Source organism: Bradyrhizobium sp. 930_D9_N1_4, assembly GCF_052076015.1.
Lineage (GTDB): Bacteria > Pseudomonadota > Alphaproteobacteria > Rhizobiales > Xanthobacteraceae > Bradyrhizobium.
Window position 1 is genome coordinate 6,341,104 of the sequence record NZ_CP197236.1, and the last position, 15,842, is coordinate 6,356,945.

The 15,842-nt window shown below is 65.6% G+C and carries 18 protein-coding genes; 12 read left to right on the forward strand and 6 right to left on the reverse strand.

Translation table 11 applies throughout. The annotated features are described in order from the left end of the window. Positions 1-61 precede the first annotated feature (61 nt). The 5 genes from AB7532_RS30150 (at position 62) to AB7532_RS30170 (ending at position 5,492) form a co-directional block, all read left to right on the forward strand. Positions 62-1,123, forward strand: coding sequence for a glycosyltransferase family 2 protein (locus tag AB7532_RS30150; protein WP_441238310.1), 1,062 nt, complete (start codon positions 62-64; stop codon positions 1,121-1,123). Next, positions 1,120-1,965 carry a ChbG/HpnK family deacetylase gene (locus AB7532_RS30155; protein ID WP_441238311.1) on the forward strand — a complete coding sequence of 282 codons (846 nt, stop codon included), beginning with the start codon at positions 1,120-1,122 and terminating at the stop codon, positions 1,963-1,965. Before AB7532_RS30150 ends, AB7532_RS30155 begins: the two co-directional genes overlap by 4 nt. Before the next feature lie 125 nt (positions 1,966-2,090). Beyond that, positions 2,091-2,927: a DUF2076 domain-containing protein gene (locus AB7532_RS30160; RefSeq protein ID WP_441238312.1), complete on the forward strand. Its 837-nt coding sequence runs from the start codon at positions 2,091-2,093 to the stop codon at positions 2,925-2,927. 182 nt (positions 2,928-3,109) lie between these two features. Continuing rightward, entirely contained in the window at positions 3,110-3,619 is a 510-nt protein-coding gene (locus tag AB7532_RS30165; protein WP_441238313.1) for a hypothetical protein, read from the forward strand. Positions 3,620-3,695: 76 nt separating this feature from the next. After that, positions 3,696-5,492, forward strand: a complete 1,797-nt coding sequence (locus tag AB7532_RS30170) for a caspase family protein (RefSeq protein WP_441238314.1) — start codon at positions 3,696-3,698, stop codon at positions 5,490-5,492. Positions 5,493-5,499: 7 nt separating this feature from the next. Here the strand turns inward: AB7532_RS30170 and AB7532_RS30175 are convergent, their stop codons facing one another. Together AB7532_RS30175 and AB7532_RS30180 are read right to left on the reverse strand one after the other, a co-directional pair. Next, complete coding sequence (locus AB7532_RS30175) at positions 5,500-5,982, reverse strand: MaoC family dehydratase (protein WP_441238315.1); 483 nt, start codon at positions 5,980-5,982, stop codon at positions 5,500-5,502. After that, entirely contained in the window at positions 5,982-6,434 is a 453-nt protein-coding gene (locus AB7532_RS30180; protein WP_441238316.1) for a MaoC family dehydratase, read from the reverse strand. Before AB7532_RS30180 ends, AB7532_RS30175 begins: the two co-directional genes overlap by 1 nt. Before the next feature lie 166 nt (positions 6,435-6,600). Here AB7532_RS30180 and AB7532_RS30185 point away from each other — a divergent pair, with 166 nt between their 5' ends. Beyond that, complete coding sequence (locus AB7532_RS30185) at positions 6,601-6,897, forward strand: DUF4282 domain-containing protein (RefSeq protein WP_441238317.1); 297 nt, start codon at positions 6,601-6,603, stop codon at positions 6,895-6,897. Positions 6,898-7,038: 141 nt separating this feature from the next. On the opposite strand, the gene ychF is transcribed toward AB7532_RS30185, so the two are convergent. The 4 genes from ychF to AB7532_RS30205 form a co-directional block, all read right to left on the reverse strand. Beyond that, a complete protein-coding gene (gene ychF, locus AB7532_RS30190) occupies positions 7,039-8,136 on the reverse strand; it encodes a redox-regulated ATPase YchF (RefSeq protein ID WP_441238318.1) in 1,098 nt (365 codons plus the stop codon). Between the two features lie 114 nt (positions 8,137-8,250). Beyond that, a complete protein-coding gene (gene pth / locus AB7532_RS30195) occupies positions 8,251-8,862 on the reverse strand; it encodes an aminoacyl-tRNA hydrolase (RefSeq protein WP_441238319.1) in 612 nt (203 codons plus the stop codon). 61 nt (positions 8,863-8,923) lie between these two features. Then, complete coding sequence (locus tag AB7532_RS30200) at positions 8,924-9,649, reverse strand: 50S ribosomal protein L25/general stress protein Ctc (RefSeq protein ID WP_441238320.1); 726 nt, start codon at positions 9,647-9,649, stop codon at positions 8,924-8,926. A gap of 273 nt (positions 9,650-9,922) precedes the next feature. Further along, on the reverse strand, positions 9,923-10,174 hold the full coding sequence (locus AB7532_RS30205) for an accessory factor UbiK family protein (protein ID WP_129267743.1): 252 nt from the start codon (positions 10,172-10,174) through the stop codon (positions 9,923-9,925). 166 nt (positions 10,175-10,340) lie between these two features. On the opposite strand from AB7532_RS30205, the gene AB7532_RS30210 reads away from it, so the two are divergent. The 6 genes from AB7532_RS30210 to AB7532_RS30235 all read left to right on the forward strand — a co-directional run bounded on the left by AB7532_RS30210 (position 10,341) and on the right by AB7532_RS30235 (position 15,723). Further along, positions 10,341-11,072 carry a dienelactone hydrolase family protein gene (locus tag AB7532_RS30210; protein WP_441238321.1) on the forward strand — a complete coding sequence of 244 codons (732 nt, stop codon included), beginning with the start codon at positions 10,341-10,343 and terminating at the stop codon, positions 11,070-11,072. A 14-nt stretch (positions 11,073-11,086) separates the two neighbouring features. Then, on the forward strand, positions 11,087-11,932 hold the full coding sequence (gene lgt, locus AB7532_RS30215; protein ID WP_441238322.1) for a prolipoprotein diacylglyceryl transferase: 846 nt from the start codon (positions 11,087-11,089) through the stop codon (positions 11,930-11,932). 21 nt (positions 11,933-11,953) lie between these two features. After that, complete coding sequence (locus AB7532_RS30220; protein WP_441238323.1) at positions 11,954-13,069, forward strand: class I SAM-dependent methyltransferase; 1,116 nt, start codon at positions 11,954-11,956, stop codon at positions 13,067-13,069. Then, complete coding sequence (pgeF, locus tag AB7532_RS30225; protein ID WP_441238324.1) at positions 13,069-13,836, forward strand: peptidoglycan editing factor PgeF; 768 nt, start codon at positions 13,069-13,071, stop codon at positions 13,834-13,836. The genes AB7532_RS30220 and pgeF overlap by 1 nt, the downstream gene beginning before the upstream one ends. A 122-nt stretch (positions 13,837-13,958) precedes the next feature. After that, positions 13,959-14,576, forward strand: a complete 618-nt coding sequence (locus AB7532_RS30230; protein WP_441238325.1) for a hypothetical protein — start codon at positions 13,959-13,961, stop codon at positions 14,574-14,576. 193 nt (positions 14,577-14,769) lie between these two features. After that, positions 14,770-15,723 (forward strand): ribose-phosphate pyrophosphokinase, encoded by a 954-nt coding sequence (locus AB7532_RS30235; RefSeq protein ID WP_441238326.1) that lies wholly within the window; start codon positions 14,770-14,772, stop codon positions 15,721-15,723. The last annotated feature ends 119 nt before the right edge of the window (positions 15,724-15,842 follow it).

The window sequence follows — 15,842 nt, forward strand, 5'->3', positions numbered from 1 at the left end:
ACAGCAAACGGCAGCTACCATATGCTGTTGAGACAACTAGACGCCTCTGGAACCTTGATCGATGACGCTGGGCTCTGACGTTTCCGGCATGACGACCACCGCGGTGAGCGCCGCCGCGAAGGGACTGTCGATTGTCGTCCCCGTCTACAACGAGGCGGCGGGCCTCGCCTTCCTGCATCAGCGCATCTGCGATCTCGCGAGGACCCTGCGGGAGCGTTATCGCCTCGCCTGCGAGGTCGTCTATGTCGACGACGGCAGCGCGGATGCGACACTGTCGATCGCACGCAACCTGCCGGCCGATGCGGTCGACGTCCAGGTCGTCTCGCTGTCGCGCAATTTCGGCAAGGAAGCCGCGCTGATGGCCGGCCTCGACCATGCCCGGCTTGGCGCCGTGATGTTCATGGATGGCGACGGCCAGCATCCGCCGGCTCTGGTCGAGCAGCTGGTGCGGCACTGGATCGAGGACGGCTATGACGTCGTCTATACCGCCAAGGCGCATCGCGACAACGAGCCCTTCCTGCGGCGGCTCGCCGGGCGCGGTTTCTACGCGCTGATCAATTGGGGCGCGCGGCAGAAGATCCCCGAGGACGCCGGCGACTTCCGCCTGCTGTCGCCACGCGCAGTCGCAGCGCTGCGGCAATTGCCGGAGCGCAACCGCTTCTTCAAGGGCCTCGCCAGCTGGATCGGCTTCCGCCAGATCCGCGTCGACTACGAGCCCGCGCCGCGCACCCACGGCGTGACGACCTTCAGCGCCGCGCGCCTGCTCGGCCTTTCGATCGAAGGGGTGACCTCGTTCTCGGTCGCACCGCTGCGCTTCGCCAGCCTGCTCGGCGTCATTCTCGCCGGCGGCGCCTTCCTGTTCGGCATCTCGATCCTCTGGGAGGTCTGGACCACCGGCAAGCAGGTGCCCGGCTATCCCTCGCTGGTGATCGGCCTGATGACGATCGGCGGCGTGCAGCTCATCATGATCGGCATCGTCGGCGAGTATATCGGCAAGATCCTGTCCGAGCTGAAGGCGCGTCCGATCTACTTCGTCGCCGAGCACAGCGAAAAGCGTGCCGAGACCGACAAGGCCCAGGACGCTTCAAGCCAGGACGCCTCGAAGCGGACGGCGGCCGAATGAGCGCCGCCGCAGGCCTGCGGCGGATCTGGCTCTGCGCCGACGATTACGGCATCAGCCCGGGCGTCAACCGCGCCATCCGCGACCTCATCGAACGCGGCCGTCTCAATGCCACCTCGGTGATGATGGTCGGACCTGCGATCGAACGCGGCGAGATCGAGGCGCTTCAGGTCTCGGCCGGGCAAAGCCCGCGTTGCGCCATCGGATTGCACGTAACGCTGTCGGCGCCGTTCCGGCCGCTCACCATGCATTTCCGCCCGCTCGACGGCGACATGTTCATGCCGTTCCCGAAACTGCTGCGCGCGGGTCTGATGCGCCGGCTCGACCGCGAATTCTTTCGCAACGAGGTGAAGGCGCAGTTGGCCGCCTTCATAGAGGCCTTCGGGCGCGTGCCTGACTTCGTCGACGGTCACCAGCATGTGCAGCTCTATCCGCAGGTGCGCGACGGCTTTGTCGACGCGGTCGCCGAAGTCGCGCCACAAGCCTGGGTGCGTCAGGGCGGCCGCGACCTGCCGCTGGCGCAGCGGCTGGCCTCACCGAAAGCCATGGTGCTCGATATCCTCAGCGCGCAATTCCGCCGTCGCGCCGGCACGGCCGGCCTCAGCTTCAATCCCGGCTTCGCGGGCGCCTATGACTTTACGCGCGACACCGATTTCGGCGTGCTGATGCGACAATTCCTCGAAGGCCTCACCGACGGCGGCCTCGTGATGTGCCACCCCGGCTTCGTCGACGACATCCTCACAGGCCTCGATCCGATGACGGATGTCCGCGAGCGCGAGCACGCTTATCTCGCCGGCGACGCGTTTGCGCGCCTGCTGGCGGACAGCGGCGTCACGCTGGGGTGAAAACCGCCGAAAGCAAGCCACCGGGCAGCTTGTCGCATACCGAAATTTAATATGGCCGGCACTGTTGGGGCCACAATGGAACCCTACATCTGCCTCGCGCTTGGTTTGCGCGAGGGAGACTGATCATGACGCCGCAGGAACGCCAGCTCGTCGACGAGCTTTTCGACCGGCTTTCGAAACTGGAAAACGCACCGCGCGATCCCGATGCGATCGCCGCGATCTCCGATGGCCTGCGCAAGGCCCCCGGCGCCGTCTACGCGCTGGTGCAGACCACGCTGTTGCAGGACGAAGCCCTGAAGCGCGCCCATCACCGCATCCAGGAGCTGGAAGCGGGACAGGCACCCGAACAGGCCCAGTCCGGCGGCTTCCTCGACACCATGCGCGATACGCTGTTCGGCGGCGGCCCCTCGCGCGGCTCGGTTCCGAACGTGCCACAGCGTGAGCAGCGGCCGGTCTGGAACACCGGTCAGGCGATGCCGCCGCAACAGCCGGGCTACGGCCAGCCGCCCTACGGACAGGCTTATGGTCAGGGCCCGGGTCAACAGGCTCCGGGCTATGGCGCCCCGCCGGTCGGCGGTGGTGGCGGCTCGTTCCTCGGCACCGCAGCGGCGGCCGCGGCCGGTGTGGTCGGCGGCTCGCTGCTGCTCTCCAGCATCCGCGGCATGATGGGCGGATCGCACCAGCAGGCCTTCGGTGACACCAATTCCCTGGGCAGTTCTGGTGGAAGTCCCTGGGGTGGTAGCAGCGACCAGTCCGGCGGATCGCTCGCGCGCGATGCCGGCCTCAACGACATCGGCTCGAACCGGGAGTCGCGCCAGAGCTTCTCCGACCAGGCCTCGAACGACCGCGACAACAACAACGATCAGAACTACGCCGACGACGACCACGACAACGGCAACATGGACGTGGCCGACGACAGTGATTTCGGCGGCGGCGACGATGGCGGCAGCGACTACGCCTGATCGCGGCCGCAGCTCCCGGCAACCTGAACGAACGGCCGCCTCACGGGCGGCCGTTCTCGTTTCGGCATCCTCGATGGCTTTGCGTGCAATTCCTCACACAAATCCGGTTCGCCCTGCGCGTCGATCTTGGACAGGCGCGACGCTATCGCTATGATGCAGCCTTTCAGACGGGGAGTTTTGCAATGCGCACGATTTGCCTGACTGCCTCCATTGTTTTTGCGTTGCACGCGAGCTGCGCCTTCGCCGCACCCGCGGGCGTCCTGAACAAGACCATCACGATCTCCTTTGCCGCCACCGGCATGTCGAAATCGCCCGACGGCCAGTCGAAGGGCTTCACCACCAAGATATCGCGGATCATCTATGTCAGCAGCGCCGGGCGCCTGTTCAGCCGTTTCCGGGCCACCAACCGCGGCGGCGACCGGAGTGGCGAGATCGCGCCGGGCCAGGGCAAAGGCAGCTTCAATTTCCAGGGCGACAGGCTGGTCGGCGTGATCCCCTACGAGGTCGGCGCGCGCCAGATCACCGTGACCTTCGATCCCGGCTTCTCCAGTTGCTCGGTCAACGTGATCGAGGGGCATACCGGCGGCATCATCCGCCGCAAGGCTCCGAACGGCGTGATGTACGAACTGTCAGGCGTGACCACGACCTCGCCGAGCTGCTCGATCCAGAGCGGCAACGCCTTCGCCAGTTAAGGTTTCCGGCGGGACGGCGGTTGTCCGTCCATTCGGGCTTTGATAGGGATTTTTATTGCACTCGCGGAGACTATCCGTGCGTTCCGCCTTTTTTGTTCTGCTCGCGCTGATCTTTTCGATCTCCACCGACGCCGCCTGGGCCGGCAAGCGCGTCGCGCTGGTCATCGGCGTCTCCGCCTACAAGCAGGTCCCGCGACTCACCAATCCCGCGCGCGACGCCGACGCGATGACGGCCCTGTTCAAGAAGGCCGGCTTCGACGCCGTGGATAATAAGCGCGATCTCGGCATCTCCGAGCTGCGCCGCGCCATCCGCGACTTCTCGCTGACGTCGCAGGATGCCGACGTGGCGGTGGTCTACTATGCCGGCCACGGCATCGAGGTCGACGGCGTCAATTATCTGGTGCCGGCCGACGCCAAGCTCGCGAGCGATTTCGACATCGAGGACGAGACCATCTCGCTCGATCGCGTGATGCGCGCGCTCGACGGCGCCAAGCGGCTCAAGCTCGTCATCCTTGACGCCTGCCGCGACAATCCCTTCGCCACCAGCATGAAACGCACCGTCGCCAGCCGCGCGATCGGGCGCGGCCTTGCCAAGGTCGAACCGTCGATGTCGGACACGCTGATCGCGTTCGCCGCCAAGGCTGGCGCGGTGGCGAGCGACGGCGACGGACAGAACAGCCCGTTCGCCACGGCGCTGGTGCGGAACATCGTCGAGCCCGGGCTCGACCTGCGGATCGCGTTCGGCCGCGTGCGCGACGAGGTGCTGAAGGCAACCAACAATCGCCAGGAGCCGTTCGTCTACGGATCGCTCGGCGGCGATACCGTTGCGCTGGTGCCGCGCGTTGTCGATCCCGAAGCCGAAGCGCGTGTCGATTACGAGCTGGCGGCGCAGGTCGGCACAAGGGAGACTTGGGACGCCTTCCTGGCCAAACATCCGGCCGGCTTCTTCGCCAATCTCGCCCGCGGACAGAACAGCAAGCTCGAGGCAGCCCAGCAGAGCAGCGCCAAGGCCGACGACGCCAAACGCCAGGCCGACGATCTGGCGGCGCAGAAGGCCGCCGACTTCCGCCGGCAGCTGGAAGAGCAGAGCGCGCGCCAGACTGCGGAGGCCAAGCAAAAATTCTCCGAGCAGGCCAAACGCGATCTCGACGAGGCACGCGCGCAGATCGCGGAGCAGGCCAAGAAGGAGCTGGACGAGGCGCGGCGGCAGGCCGACCAGGCCCGGCAGCAGGCCGATGCGGCCCGGGCGCAGGTCGACGACGCAAGGCGCCGGGCAGCAGCCGATGCGCAGATCCAGGTCCAGGTTCAGGTCGAGCAGGCCAAGCGCGACGCCAAAGCCCAAGCCGACAAGATCCAGGCCGACAGGGTTCAGGCGGAGAAGCTGGCGGCGCTCACGCCGAGCCAGCCACCCGCGCCGGAGCCGCCTCCCGCCGCACCGAAGATGGATCCGTCCGACATCGCGCGGCTGCTCCAGGCCCATTTGAAGCGGGTCGGCTGCAATCCCGGCAATGTCGACGGCAAATGGGATGACGGCTCGCGAACTGCGCTGGAGCTCTTCAACAAAAGTGCCTCCACGAACTTCGACGTGAAGCTGGCGAGCCTCGACGCGCTGGACTCGGTCCGCAGCAGGAGCGACCGGGTCTGTCCGCTGGTCTGCGCCAAGGGGCAGCGCGCCGAGGGCGATCGCTGCGTTCAGATCGGCTGTTCGAGCGGCTATGTCCTCAACGCCGGCGGCGCCTGCGAGAAGCGGCCCGAACCGGCGCCGAAGCCCAAAACCGTGACGCGTCAGGAGCCCGCCGCGCCGCGCAGCGCACCGGCGGCTCGCGGCGGCGGCAAATGCTTCTCGTTCGGCGGCAAGACCTATTGCGAGTGAGGTCTCGTCAAGCGCCCTTGGAGCGCATCGGCACGAAGGCGCTGGCGGTGATGGAATAGACCTCCTCGCCGCGCTGATTGGTGCCGGTGGTCTGGGCGGTCAGAATGCCCCAGCCGGGACGCGAAGCCGATGTGCGTTTGTCGATGACGACGTTGACGTAGGCGACGGTGTCGCCGGCCAGCACCGGCCTGATCCAGCGCAGGTCGCGAAAGCCCGGCGACGGGCCCCACACCGCAACCTCCTCGCCGCGCGCGGCCGCCTCGCGCGCCAGACGCTGGCCGTCGGCAACGAGCAGGCTCATGCAGGCCGAGCCGACATGCCAGCCGGAGGCGGCGAGCCCGCCGAACAGCGAGTTCTTGCCTTCCTCCTCGTCGAGGTGGAAGCGCTGCGGATCGAACTTTGCGGCGAACGTCTTGATGGAGTCCGCCGTGAAATTGTAAGCGCCGATCTCGCGGCGCTGGCCGATCTCGATGTCATCGAAGAACCGCATCAGACCGCTCCCTCGCGCCGCTTGATCAGGATCGGCGAGGTCATCTCGGCGAGCGCCTGCCCCGACGCGTTGCGCACGGTGCACTTGAACTTGACGATGCCGAGTGTGGGCCGGCTCTTCGAGGTGCGCGCTTCCACGACGTCGACATCGAGTGTCAATTCGTCGCCTGGCCTGAGCGGCGACAGCCAGCGCACCTCGTCGACGCCGGGCGATCCCAGCGACGCGGCGCGGGTGATGAAACCGTCGGCCATCATCCGCATCATCAGCGAGCAGAGGTGCCAGCCGGAGCCGGACAGGCCGCGCAGCATGCTTCTGCTGGCGGCGTCCTCGTCGAGGTGCATCGGTTGCGGGTCGAATTCGGCGGCGAAAGCCAAAATCTCGTCGCGAGTGACATGGCGCGGACCGAATGTTCCGAACCGGCCGGGCGGGAAGTCTTCGAATGTCAGGGTCATCTTGGGAAAGCTTTGAGGGAATGACAGATTGTGGCCGCACTTTGCGGCAATCTCAACCCGCCGGCCCGCATGGCTCGTGCTACATTCGGCGCGGCTTTGGTTTGAGTCGGTCCAACCGAGGACCGAAGCCCGATTTGACAAGGCCCTATTTGTTCTGGGGAGAGCAATGTTTTCTTTCAGCGACCTGTTTCAGTGGGACCGGTTTATCACGCCGACGATCATCAAGACCTTCTACTGGCTGGTGATCGCGCTGATCTGCCTGTTCGGCCTCTCCGGCATCTTCTCCGGCCTCGCGATGATGGCGATCAGCCCGTTCGGCGGCTTCCTGATGCTGTTGTCCTCGATCGCCAGCGTGGTCGTCGGCATCGTGTTCTCGCGCATCGCCGCGGAACTGATCCTGATCGTGTTCCGCATCAACGAGCATCTCGGCGCGATCAGGGATCAGGGCGGCGGGGTTCGCTAGATCTCGTGTCCCGGACGCGGTGCGGCACGCAGTGACGCGCCGCAGAGCCGGGACCCATGCATCCGTAATCAAGACTCCTGGGCCCCGGCTCTGCAGCGCACCGCAAGAGCGCTGCGCTGCGTCCGGGGCACGAGCTTCGGCTTACGTATTAAACCGGAAATGCATCACGTCGCCGTCGGCGACGACGTATTCCTTGCCTTCGAGGCGCAGCTTGCCGGCATCGCGGGCGCCGGCTTCGCCGTTCAGTGCGACGTAGTCTTCATAGGCAATCGTCTCGGCGCGGATGAAGCCTTTTTCGAAATCGGTGTGGATCACGCCGGCGGCGCCCGGCGCCTTGGTGCCGCGATAGATGGTCCAGGCGCGCGCTTCCTTCGGGCCCACCGTGAAATAGGTGATGAGGTCGAGCAGCGTGTAGCCGGCCCGGATCAGGCGATCGAGGCCGGCCTCTTCGAGACCCAGCGTCTCCAGGAAGTCGGTGCGCTCGTCACGCGAGATCGTTGCGATCTCGGATTCGATCTTGGCCGAGATCACGACGGCAACGGCGCCTTCCTTGGCGGCCTGGTCCTGCACCGCCTTGGAGAACGAATTGCCCGTGGCGGCCGAACTTTCCTCGACGTTGCAGACATAGAGCACGGGTTTTGACGACAACAGGCCGAGCATCCCGAAGGCACGCTCCTCCTCCGCCTTGCGCTCGACCAGGCGCGCGGGCTTGCCGTCACGCAGCAGCACCAGCGTGCGGTTGACGAGGTCGAGCTGCTCCTTGGCGTCCTTGTCGTTGCCCTTGGCCTTCTTGGTGAGATTGTCGACGCGCTTCTCGAGGCTGTCGAGGTCGGCGAGCATCAGCTCGGTCTCGATGGTCTCGATGTCGGCCAGCGGCGCGATCTTGCCCTCGACATGGGTGATGTCGGAGTCCTCGAAGCAGCGCACGACATGCGCGATGGCGTCGGTCTCGCGGATGTTGGCCAGAAACTGGTTGCCGAGGCCTTCACCCTTGGAGGCGCCGCGCACGAGGCCGGCGATGTCGACGAAGGTCAGCCGGGTCGGGATGATCTGCGCCGATTTGGCGATCGCCGACAACTTGTCGAGCCTGGGATCGGGCACCGCGACCTCGCCGACATTCGGCTCGATCGTGCAGAACGGATAATTCGCAGCCTGCGCCGCGGCCGTCTCGGTCAGTGCATTGAACAAGGTCGATTTGCCGACATTGGGCAATCCGACGATCCCGCATTTGAATCCCATGGTCGTCCTCTATCTGTATTCGTCATGGCCGGGCTTGACCCGGCCATCCACGACTTCTGTCCGCAGCGCCAAGAACGTGGATGCCCGGAACAAGTCCGGGCATGACGGAGAAAGCTAGCCCTGCTTCTCGCCGTTATCGTCCTTGGTCAAAAATCCCTTCGCCTGCATGGCGAGGTGCACCCTGTTGGCGAAGGTCGCGTCCGTGCCTTTGGCAACCAGTGCCGCGTGCTCGGCAACGGCGTCGCAGAGCGTCGCCACCCAGTCGTTGTCGGCCTTGGCGAAGTCCGACAGCACGTGGCCATGCACCAGCTCCTTGACGCCGGGATGACCGATGCCGAGCCGCACCCGGCGATACTCGTTGCCGATATGCGCCGAGATCGAACGCAGGCCGTTGTGGCCGGCGATACCGCCGCCGATCTTCACCCGCACCTTGCCCGGCGGCAGTTCGAGCTCGTCGTGAAACACGGTGACGTCGCCAGGCGCGATCTTGAAGAAGCCTGCCGCTTCCTGCACGGAGCGGCCGGAATCGTTCATATAGGTCGTGGGCTTGAGCAGGATGACGCGCTCAGGTCCGAGCGCGCCTTCCGAGGTCTCGCCCTGAAAACGACGGCGCCACGGTGCGAAACCATGACGCCGCGCGATCTCGTCGACGGCCATGAAGCCGATATTGTGCCGGTTACGTGCGTATTTCGCGCCGGGATTGCCGAGCCCAACAAACAGTCGCATGACGCGGCGCGCCCCTCAGCCAGCGCGCGGTCAGGGACCGCGCACCAGCTCTTTTGAGAGATTACTTCTTCTTGTCGCCGGCGGGAGCCTTGGCAGCCGCGGCCGGAGCCTTCGCGCCAGCCGCCGGAGCAGCAGCGCCAGCCGCCGGAGCAGCACCAGCCGCCGGAGCAGCAGCACCCGGAGCCGTAGCAGCCGCAGCAGCCTTCTGTTCTTCGGCGTAGCCGGAGGGCGGCACGATGGTGACGAGGGTCGCGTCCTCGGAGGTCAGCGCCTTGACGCCGGCCGGCAGCTTGATGTCGGCGAGATGCAGCGAGTGGCCGATTTCGAGCGAGCCGACATCGGCCTCGATGTATTGCGGGATGTTCTCGACACCGCACTCCAGCTCGATCGAATGCGCGACGATGTTGACGGCGCCGCCGCGCTTCACGCCGGGCGAGCCTTCCGCCTTCACGACATGCAGGGGAACGCTGATGCGGATGGTGGCGCCTTCGCCGAGCCGCATGAAGTCGACGTGGATCGGGAAATCCTTGACCGGATCGAGGTGGTAGTCGCGCGGAATCACGCGGTGCTTCTTGCCGTCGAGTTCGACGTCGACCAGCGTGGTCAGGAACCGGCCGGCGAGAATGCGCGTACGCAATTCGCGGTCGTCAACCGAGATGGGGAGCGGGGGCTGGTTGTTACCATAGATCACTCCGGGCACTCTCCCGGCGCGACGCTCAGCCCGGGCGGCCCCCTTGCCGCTCTTCGGACGTGCGGTCGCCTTCAATTCCTTGACGGTCGTCGCCATAGTCTAAGTCCTTGTTTTTGCAAAAGTTAATGGGCCGCAGCGCGGCCCATGGCATCGTCCACAGCAAGCCTCCAGGGGTGCGGGGGCCACGGACGTGGCGGGCTTTTACCCGGAAGACTCGGAAATGACAAGGAAATGCGGGGATTTTTTGCGGGAACCGCTGCCATCCCCCGCGCCGTCATGGCCGGGCTTGACCCGGCCATCCACGTGCTGCCGCATTGAGGGGAGGCGTGGATGCCCGGGACAAGCCCGGGCATGACGACCTTAGTTGGACTACCCGCCGAGCTTCGCCTCCAGCGCGGCAATCCGCGCCTTCAGGGCCTCGTTCTCCTCACGCGCCAGGCGGGCCATGTCCTTGACCGCCTCGAATTCCTCGCGCTTGACCAGATCCATGTCGCGCAGGAATTTTTCGGCCTGGGTGCGCAGCACGGTGTCGACCTCGCGCTTGACGCCCTGGGCGGCGCCGGCGGCATCGTTCATCAGGCGGCCGATCTCGTCGAAAAACCGGTTGTTGGTCTGGGTCATGTCGGCCTCCTGGCAGCTTCGATAAACTTTACGCGAACAGTTGAAAAGACAATGGCAATCCACGCGGAGCGGTTCAAGGGCCGATCGGCGGTATCCTTGTCATGCCGCGGTTTCCTTGCAATCGTATTCAACGTCCCTGCATAACAAGAATCAGAAAGCGCATGAGATGATCGACCAGCAGATCGCGATCCCGACCAAGGACGGCCACACCGCGACCTTCATCACCCATCCCGAACGCGGCGGGCCGTTTCCGGTCGTCCTGTTCTACATGGATGCGCCGGCGATCCGCGAGGAGCTGCGCGACATGGCACGGCGCCTGGCGACCTCGGGCTATTACGTGATGCTGCCGAACCTGTATTACCGCTCCGGCGTGATGGAGCTCGGCGCGCTGCCGGCCGATCCGAACGCACCGGAGCGCAAGCGCATGTTCGCGCTGATGGCCTCGATCAACATTCCCATGATCATGGACGATACCAAGGCGCTGCTCGCCTATGCCGAGGGCCAGCCGGCTGCGAACACCAAAATCGTCGGCACCGTCGGCTATTGCATGAGCGGCCGCTACGCCGTCAACGCCGCCACGCATTTTCCCGATCGCGTCAAGGCCGCCGCCTCGATCTACGGAACGCATCTGGCAACTGACGAAGACAACAGCCCGCATCTCGCGGCCGCCAAGACCAAGGCCGAGCTCTATTTCGCCTGCGCCGAGACCGACATCTACGCGCCGACCGAGATCATCGAGAAGGTCAAGCAGGGCATGAGCGGCGCGAAAGCCGAGGTTGAGATCTATCCCGGCACGCATCACGGCTTCGCCTTCCCCAAGCGTCCGGTCTACGACCGCGACGCCGCCGAGCGGCATTGGGAGCGCCTGCTGGCGCTCTATCGCCGCAATCTCGTCTAGACATAGAAAGCCTGATGCAGCTTCTTCTCATCGACTTTCCCGCCTTCAAGCCGATCGCCATCGAGATCGGTCCGTTCGCGATCCGCTGGTATGCGCTGGCCTATATCAGCGGCATCGTGTTCGGCTGGCTCTATGCTCGCTCGCTGCTGAAGAAAGAGCGCCTGTGGGGCGGGCCTGCACCGATGTCGCTGGTGCAGATCGACGACTTCATCCTGTGGGTCACGCTCGGCATCATCCTCGGCGGCCGCACCGGCTACGTGCTGTTCTACAACCTGCCCTTCTTCATCGATCACCCTGCCGCGATCTTCAAATTGTGGGAGGGCGGCATGTCCTTCCATGGCGGCTTCCTCGGCTGCGTCGTCGCGGTGATGTGGTTCGCCTATCGCAACGGGATCTCGATCCTGTCGCTCGGCGACATCACCACGGCAGTCGCCCCGGTCGGGCTCCTGCTCGGGCGCCTCGCCAATTTCATCAACGGCGAGTTGTGGGGCCGCGCCACCGACCCCAGCCTGCCCTGGTCGATGATCTTCCCGCACGATCCGATGCAGTTGCCGCGCCACCCGAGCCAGCTCTACGAGGCCGGCATGGAAGGCATCCTGCTGTTCACGGTGCTCGCGATCATGATCCGCTTCGGCGCCCTCAAACGGCCCGGCATGATCCTCGGCGCCTTCATCCTGATCTATGGCCTGACCCGCATCGTCGGCGAGCATTTCCGCGAACCGGACGCGCAGCTCGGCTTCCTCTGGGGCGGATTAACCATGGGCATGCTGTTGTCGATCCCGATGCTTATCGTGGGCGGCATACTTATTGTATTGGCAGTCAGGCGCGGTGCGCCGAAGCCCGCAGGGGCTATTCGTTAATTCCTTTCGAGAAAACAGACCGTGACCGAACAGTCGCTCATCAACGAGATCAAGGCGCTGATCAAATCCTCAGGCCCCATGCCGGTCTGGCGGTACATGGAACTGTGCCTGATGCACCCGCGTCATGGCTATTACATCTCGCGCGATCCGCTCGGGCGTGAGGGCGACTTCACCACCTCCCCCGAGGTCAGCCAGATGTTCGGCGAGTTGCTCGGACTGTGGACCGCCTCGGTGTGGAAACAGATGGGCTCGCCGCAATTTCTGCGGCTGATCGAGCTCGGCCCGGGCCGCGGCACCATGATGGCGGATGCGCTGCGCGCGCTCCGCGTGCTGCCGCCGCTCTATCAGGCGCTTCACATCCACATGGTCGAGGTCAATCCGGTCCTGCGTGAGCGGCAAAGCGCGACGCTGTCGGGCGTGCGCAACATCGCCTGGCACGACAGCATCGACGACGTGCCGGAGGGGCCGAGCATCATCCTCGCCAACGAATATTTCGACGTGCTGCCGATCCACCAAATGGTCAAGCGCGAGAACGGCTGGCACGAGCGCGTGATCGAGATCGATCCCAACGGCAAGCTCCAATTCGGCGCCGCGGCCGAGCCGACCCCGCGCTTCGACGTGCTGCTGCCGTCTCTGGTGCGCGCGGCGCCCGTCGGCGCCGTGTTCGAATGGCGGCCCGACGGCGAGGTCATGAAGCTTGCGACGCGCGTGCGCGACCAGGACGGTGCGGCGCTGATCATTGATTACGGCCATCTGCGCAGCGATGCCGGCGACACGTTCCAGGCGATCGCCCGCCACACCTTCACCGATCCGCTGAAGGCGCCGGGCCAGGCCGACGTCACCGCCCATGTCGACTTCCAGGCGCTGGCGCGGGCCGCGGAGGATGTCGGCGCGCGTGTGCACGGTCCGGTGACGCAGGGCGATTTCCTCAAGCGCGTCGGCATCGACACCCGCGCCAATGCCTTGATGCAGAAGGCAACGCCTGAGGTCGCCACCGACATTTCGATCGCGCTCAAGCGCCTGACCGATACCGGGCGCAGCGGCATGGGCTCGATGTTCAAGGTGCTCGGCATTTCCGAGCCGCGGCTGACAGGCATTGCCGGTCTCAGCGATCTCGAACAGGCCGGAGAGAACTGATGACGCTCACCTCGTCGCTGCTGTCTGCGGTGCCCGGCCTGCGCCATTCCTTCTTCACGCGTGAGGGCGGCGTTTCCAGCGGCATCTATTCCGCGCTTAACGGCGGGCTCGGCTCCAGCGACGATCAGACCCTCGTCGCGGAAAACCGCCGGCGCATGGCCGAGCATGTCGGCGTCGCGCCGGACCGTTTTCTCAGCCTGCACCAGATCCATTCGCCCGACGTGCTCGTCGCAGACCGCGCGTGGCCGAGCGGACCGCGACCGAAGGGCGATGCGCTGGTGACGAACACGCCCGGCATCGCGCTCGGCGTCTCCACCGCCGATTGCGGCCCAGTGCTGTTCGTCGACCCCAACGCGGGCGTGATCGGCGGCGCGCATGCCGGCTGGAAGGGCGCGCTCACCGGCGTGCTGGAGTCCACGATTTCGGCGATGGAAAAGCTCGGCGCGACCCGCAGCGGCATCATCGCCGCGATTGGCCCGCTGATCCGGCAGGAGAGTTACGAAGTCGGCAACGAGTTCGTGGCGCGTTTCATCGAAGCCGACGCGGACAACGCGATGTTCTTCATCCCGTCGGTGCGCGAGGGCCATGCGATGTTCGATCTCGCCGGCTTCATCCGCAAGCGGCTCGAGGCTGCCGGCATTCTCATGATCGACGACGTCGGTCTCGACACCTACGCGGACGAACGCTTCTTCAGCTATCGCCGCTCGGTGCACCGCAAGGAGCCGGATTACGGCCGTCACGTTCACGCGATTGCGCTCGAGGGGTGAACACACCGGCAACGTCGTGTCATTCCGGGGCGATGCACAAATATCGTGCCCGTATTGCCCCGGATCTGTGTCGCCCCCGCCCTAGACGTTAATGCGTTTTAACGATATCGCTGCCCTCCATAATGAGGGACGCGTCATCTTTTCTGAGCCGTGCGGGTTCGCGCGTGCTGGCGGTTATGCTGCTGGCGGCTGCGACCGTGCTGGCCGGCTGCGCCGGTGGCGGCAGTGGTGCCGCCAACTCCTATGCGATGGCGCCGAGCGGCGGCAGCGGCGCGACCGTGGCCTTCGAATCGATCGATGGCCCCCCGCCGCAGGTGTTCGACCGCATGGTCGGCGTGCTCGACAGCGAATCCAAGCTGCGCAGCCTGTCCGTGGTCTCCCGCGAGGGAACGGCTGCCTACCGCGTGCGCAGCTACCTCTCCGCCCAGGTGGTGCGCGGCAAGACCGTGATCGCGTGGGTCTGGGACGTCTATGACGCCAACCAGCAGCGGGCGCTACGCCTGACCGGCGAGGAACCGACCGCCGCCAAGGGTGGCCGCGATCCCTGGCAGGCTGCCGACGACCTCGTGCTGCGGAAGATCGCCCAGGCCGGATTCAGCGGACTTTCCAACATGATCAACGGAACGCCGGATGCCCCGGGCGCGGCTCCCGCCTTGCGCGGACCGGCGGTGGCCAGCGTGATCCCGGAGTCCCCCACGCCCGACATGCCAGCCTCGGCGCTCGGCTATGCCGCGCGATAACCCCCGCTAAACCACGGCCTCAAGATGCGGCCAAGCCGTTGGCCAGACTCAGGATTTCAGAGGGAAAACGTAGCATCCCGGGTTGCCATCGCAGCCCCCGGCCTGATATTTCCTCGCCCGTCGTAACCGTGCTGTCAGTGGGTATTTTCTGATGTTGAACGTCGTATCCAGCAAAGCGCGGGAGGAAGCGTCCATGTCGGCCAAGAACGGCTCCATCAAGCTTGTCGCCGGCAACTCCAATCCGGCCCTCGCGCAGGCCATCGCGCAAGGCCTCGACATGCCGCTGACCAAAGCGGTGGTCCGGCGCTTCGCCGACATGGAGATCTTCGTCGAGGTCCAGGAGAACATCCGCGGCTCGGATGCCTTCATCATCCAGTCGACCTCGTTTCCGGCGAACGACAATCTGATGGAGCTGCTGATCATCACCGACGCGCTGCGCCGCTCCTCGGCGCGCCGCATCACCGCGGTGATCCCCTATTTCGGCTACGCCCGGCAGGACCGCCGCTCCGGCTCGCGCACGCCGATCTCGGCCAAGCTCGTCGCCAACCTGATCACCCATGCCGGCGTCGACCGCGTCATGACGCTCGACCTGCATGCCGGACAGATCCAGGGCTTCTTCGATATCCCGACCGACAATTTGTTCGCGGCCCCCGTGATGGTGCGCGACATCCGCGAACGCTTCGACCTCAGCAAGGTCATGGTGATCTCGCCCGATGTCGGCGGCGTCGCCCGCGCCCGCGGCCTGGCCAAGCGCATCAACACCCCGCTCGCGATCGTCGACAAGCGCCGCGAACGTGCCGGCGAATCCGAGGTCATGAACGTGATCGGCGACGTCGCCGGCTACAGCTGTATCCTGGTCGACGACATCGTCGATTCCGGCGGCACGCTGGTGAACGCGGCCGACGCGCTGATCGCCAAGGGCGCCAAGGAAGTCTACGCCTACATCACCCACGGCGTGCTCTCGGGCGGCGCCGCTGCCCGCATCGCCGGCTCCAGGCTCAAGGAGCTCGTGATCACCGACTCGATCCTGCCGACGGACGCGGTGACCAAGGCGCCGAACATCCGCACGCTGCCGATCGCCAGCCTGATCTCGGACGCGATCGCGCGCACGGCTGCGGAAGAGTCGGTGTCGAGCCTGTTCGACTAGGCTTCGCGATCCCGAAAGGTCTCGTAGGGTGGGCAAAGGCGCAACGCGCCGTGCCCACCATTTCTCCGTGATGGATACAGATCGTGGGCACGCTTCGCTTTGCCCACCCTACGGCACCT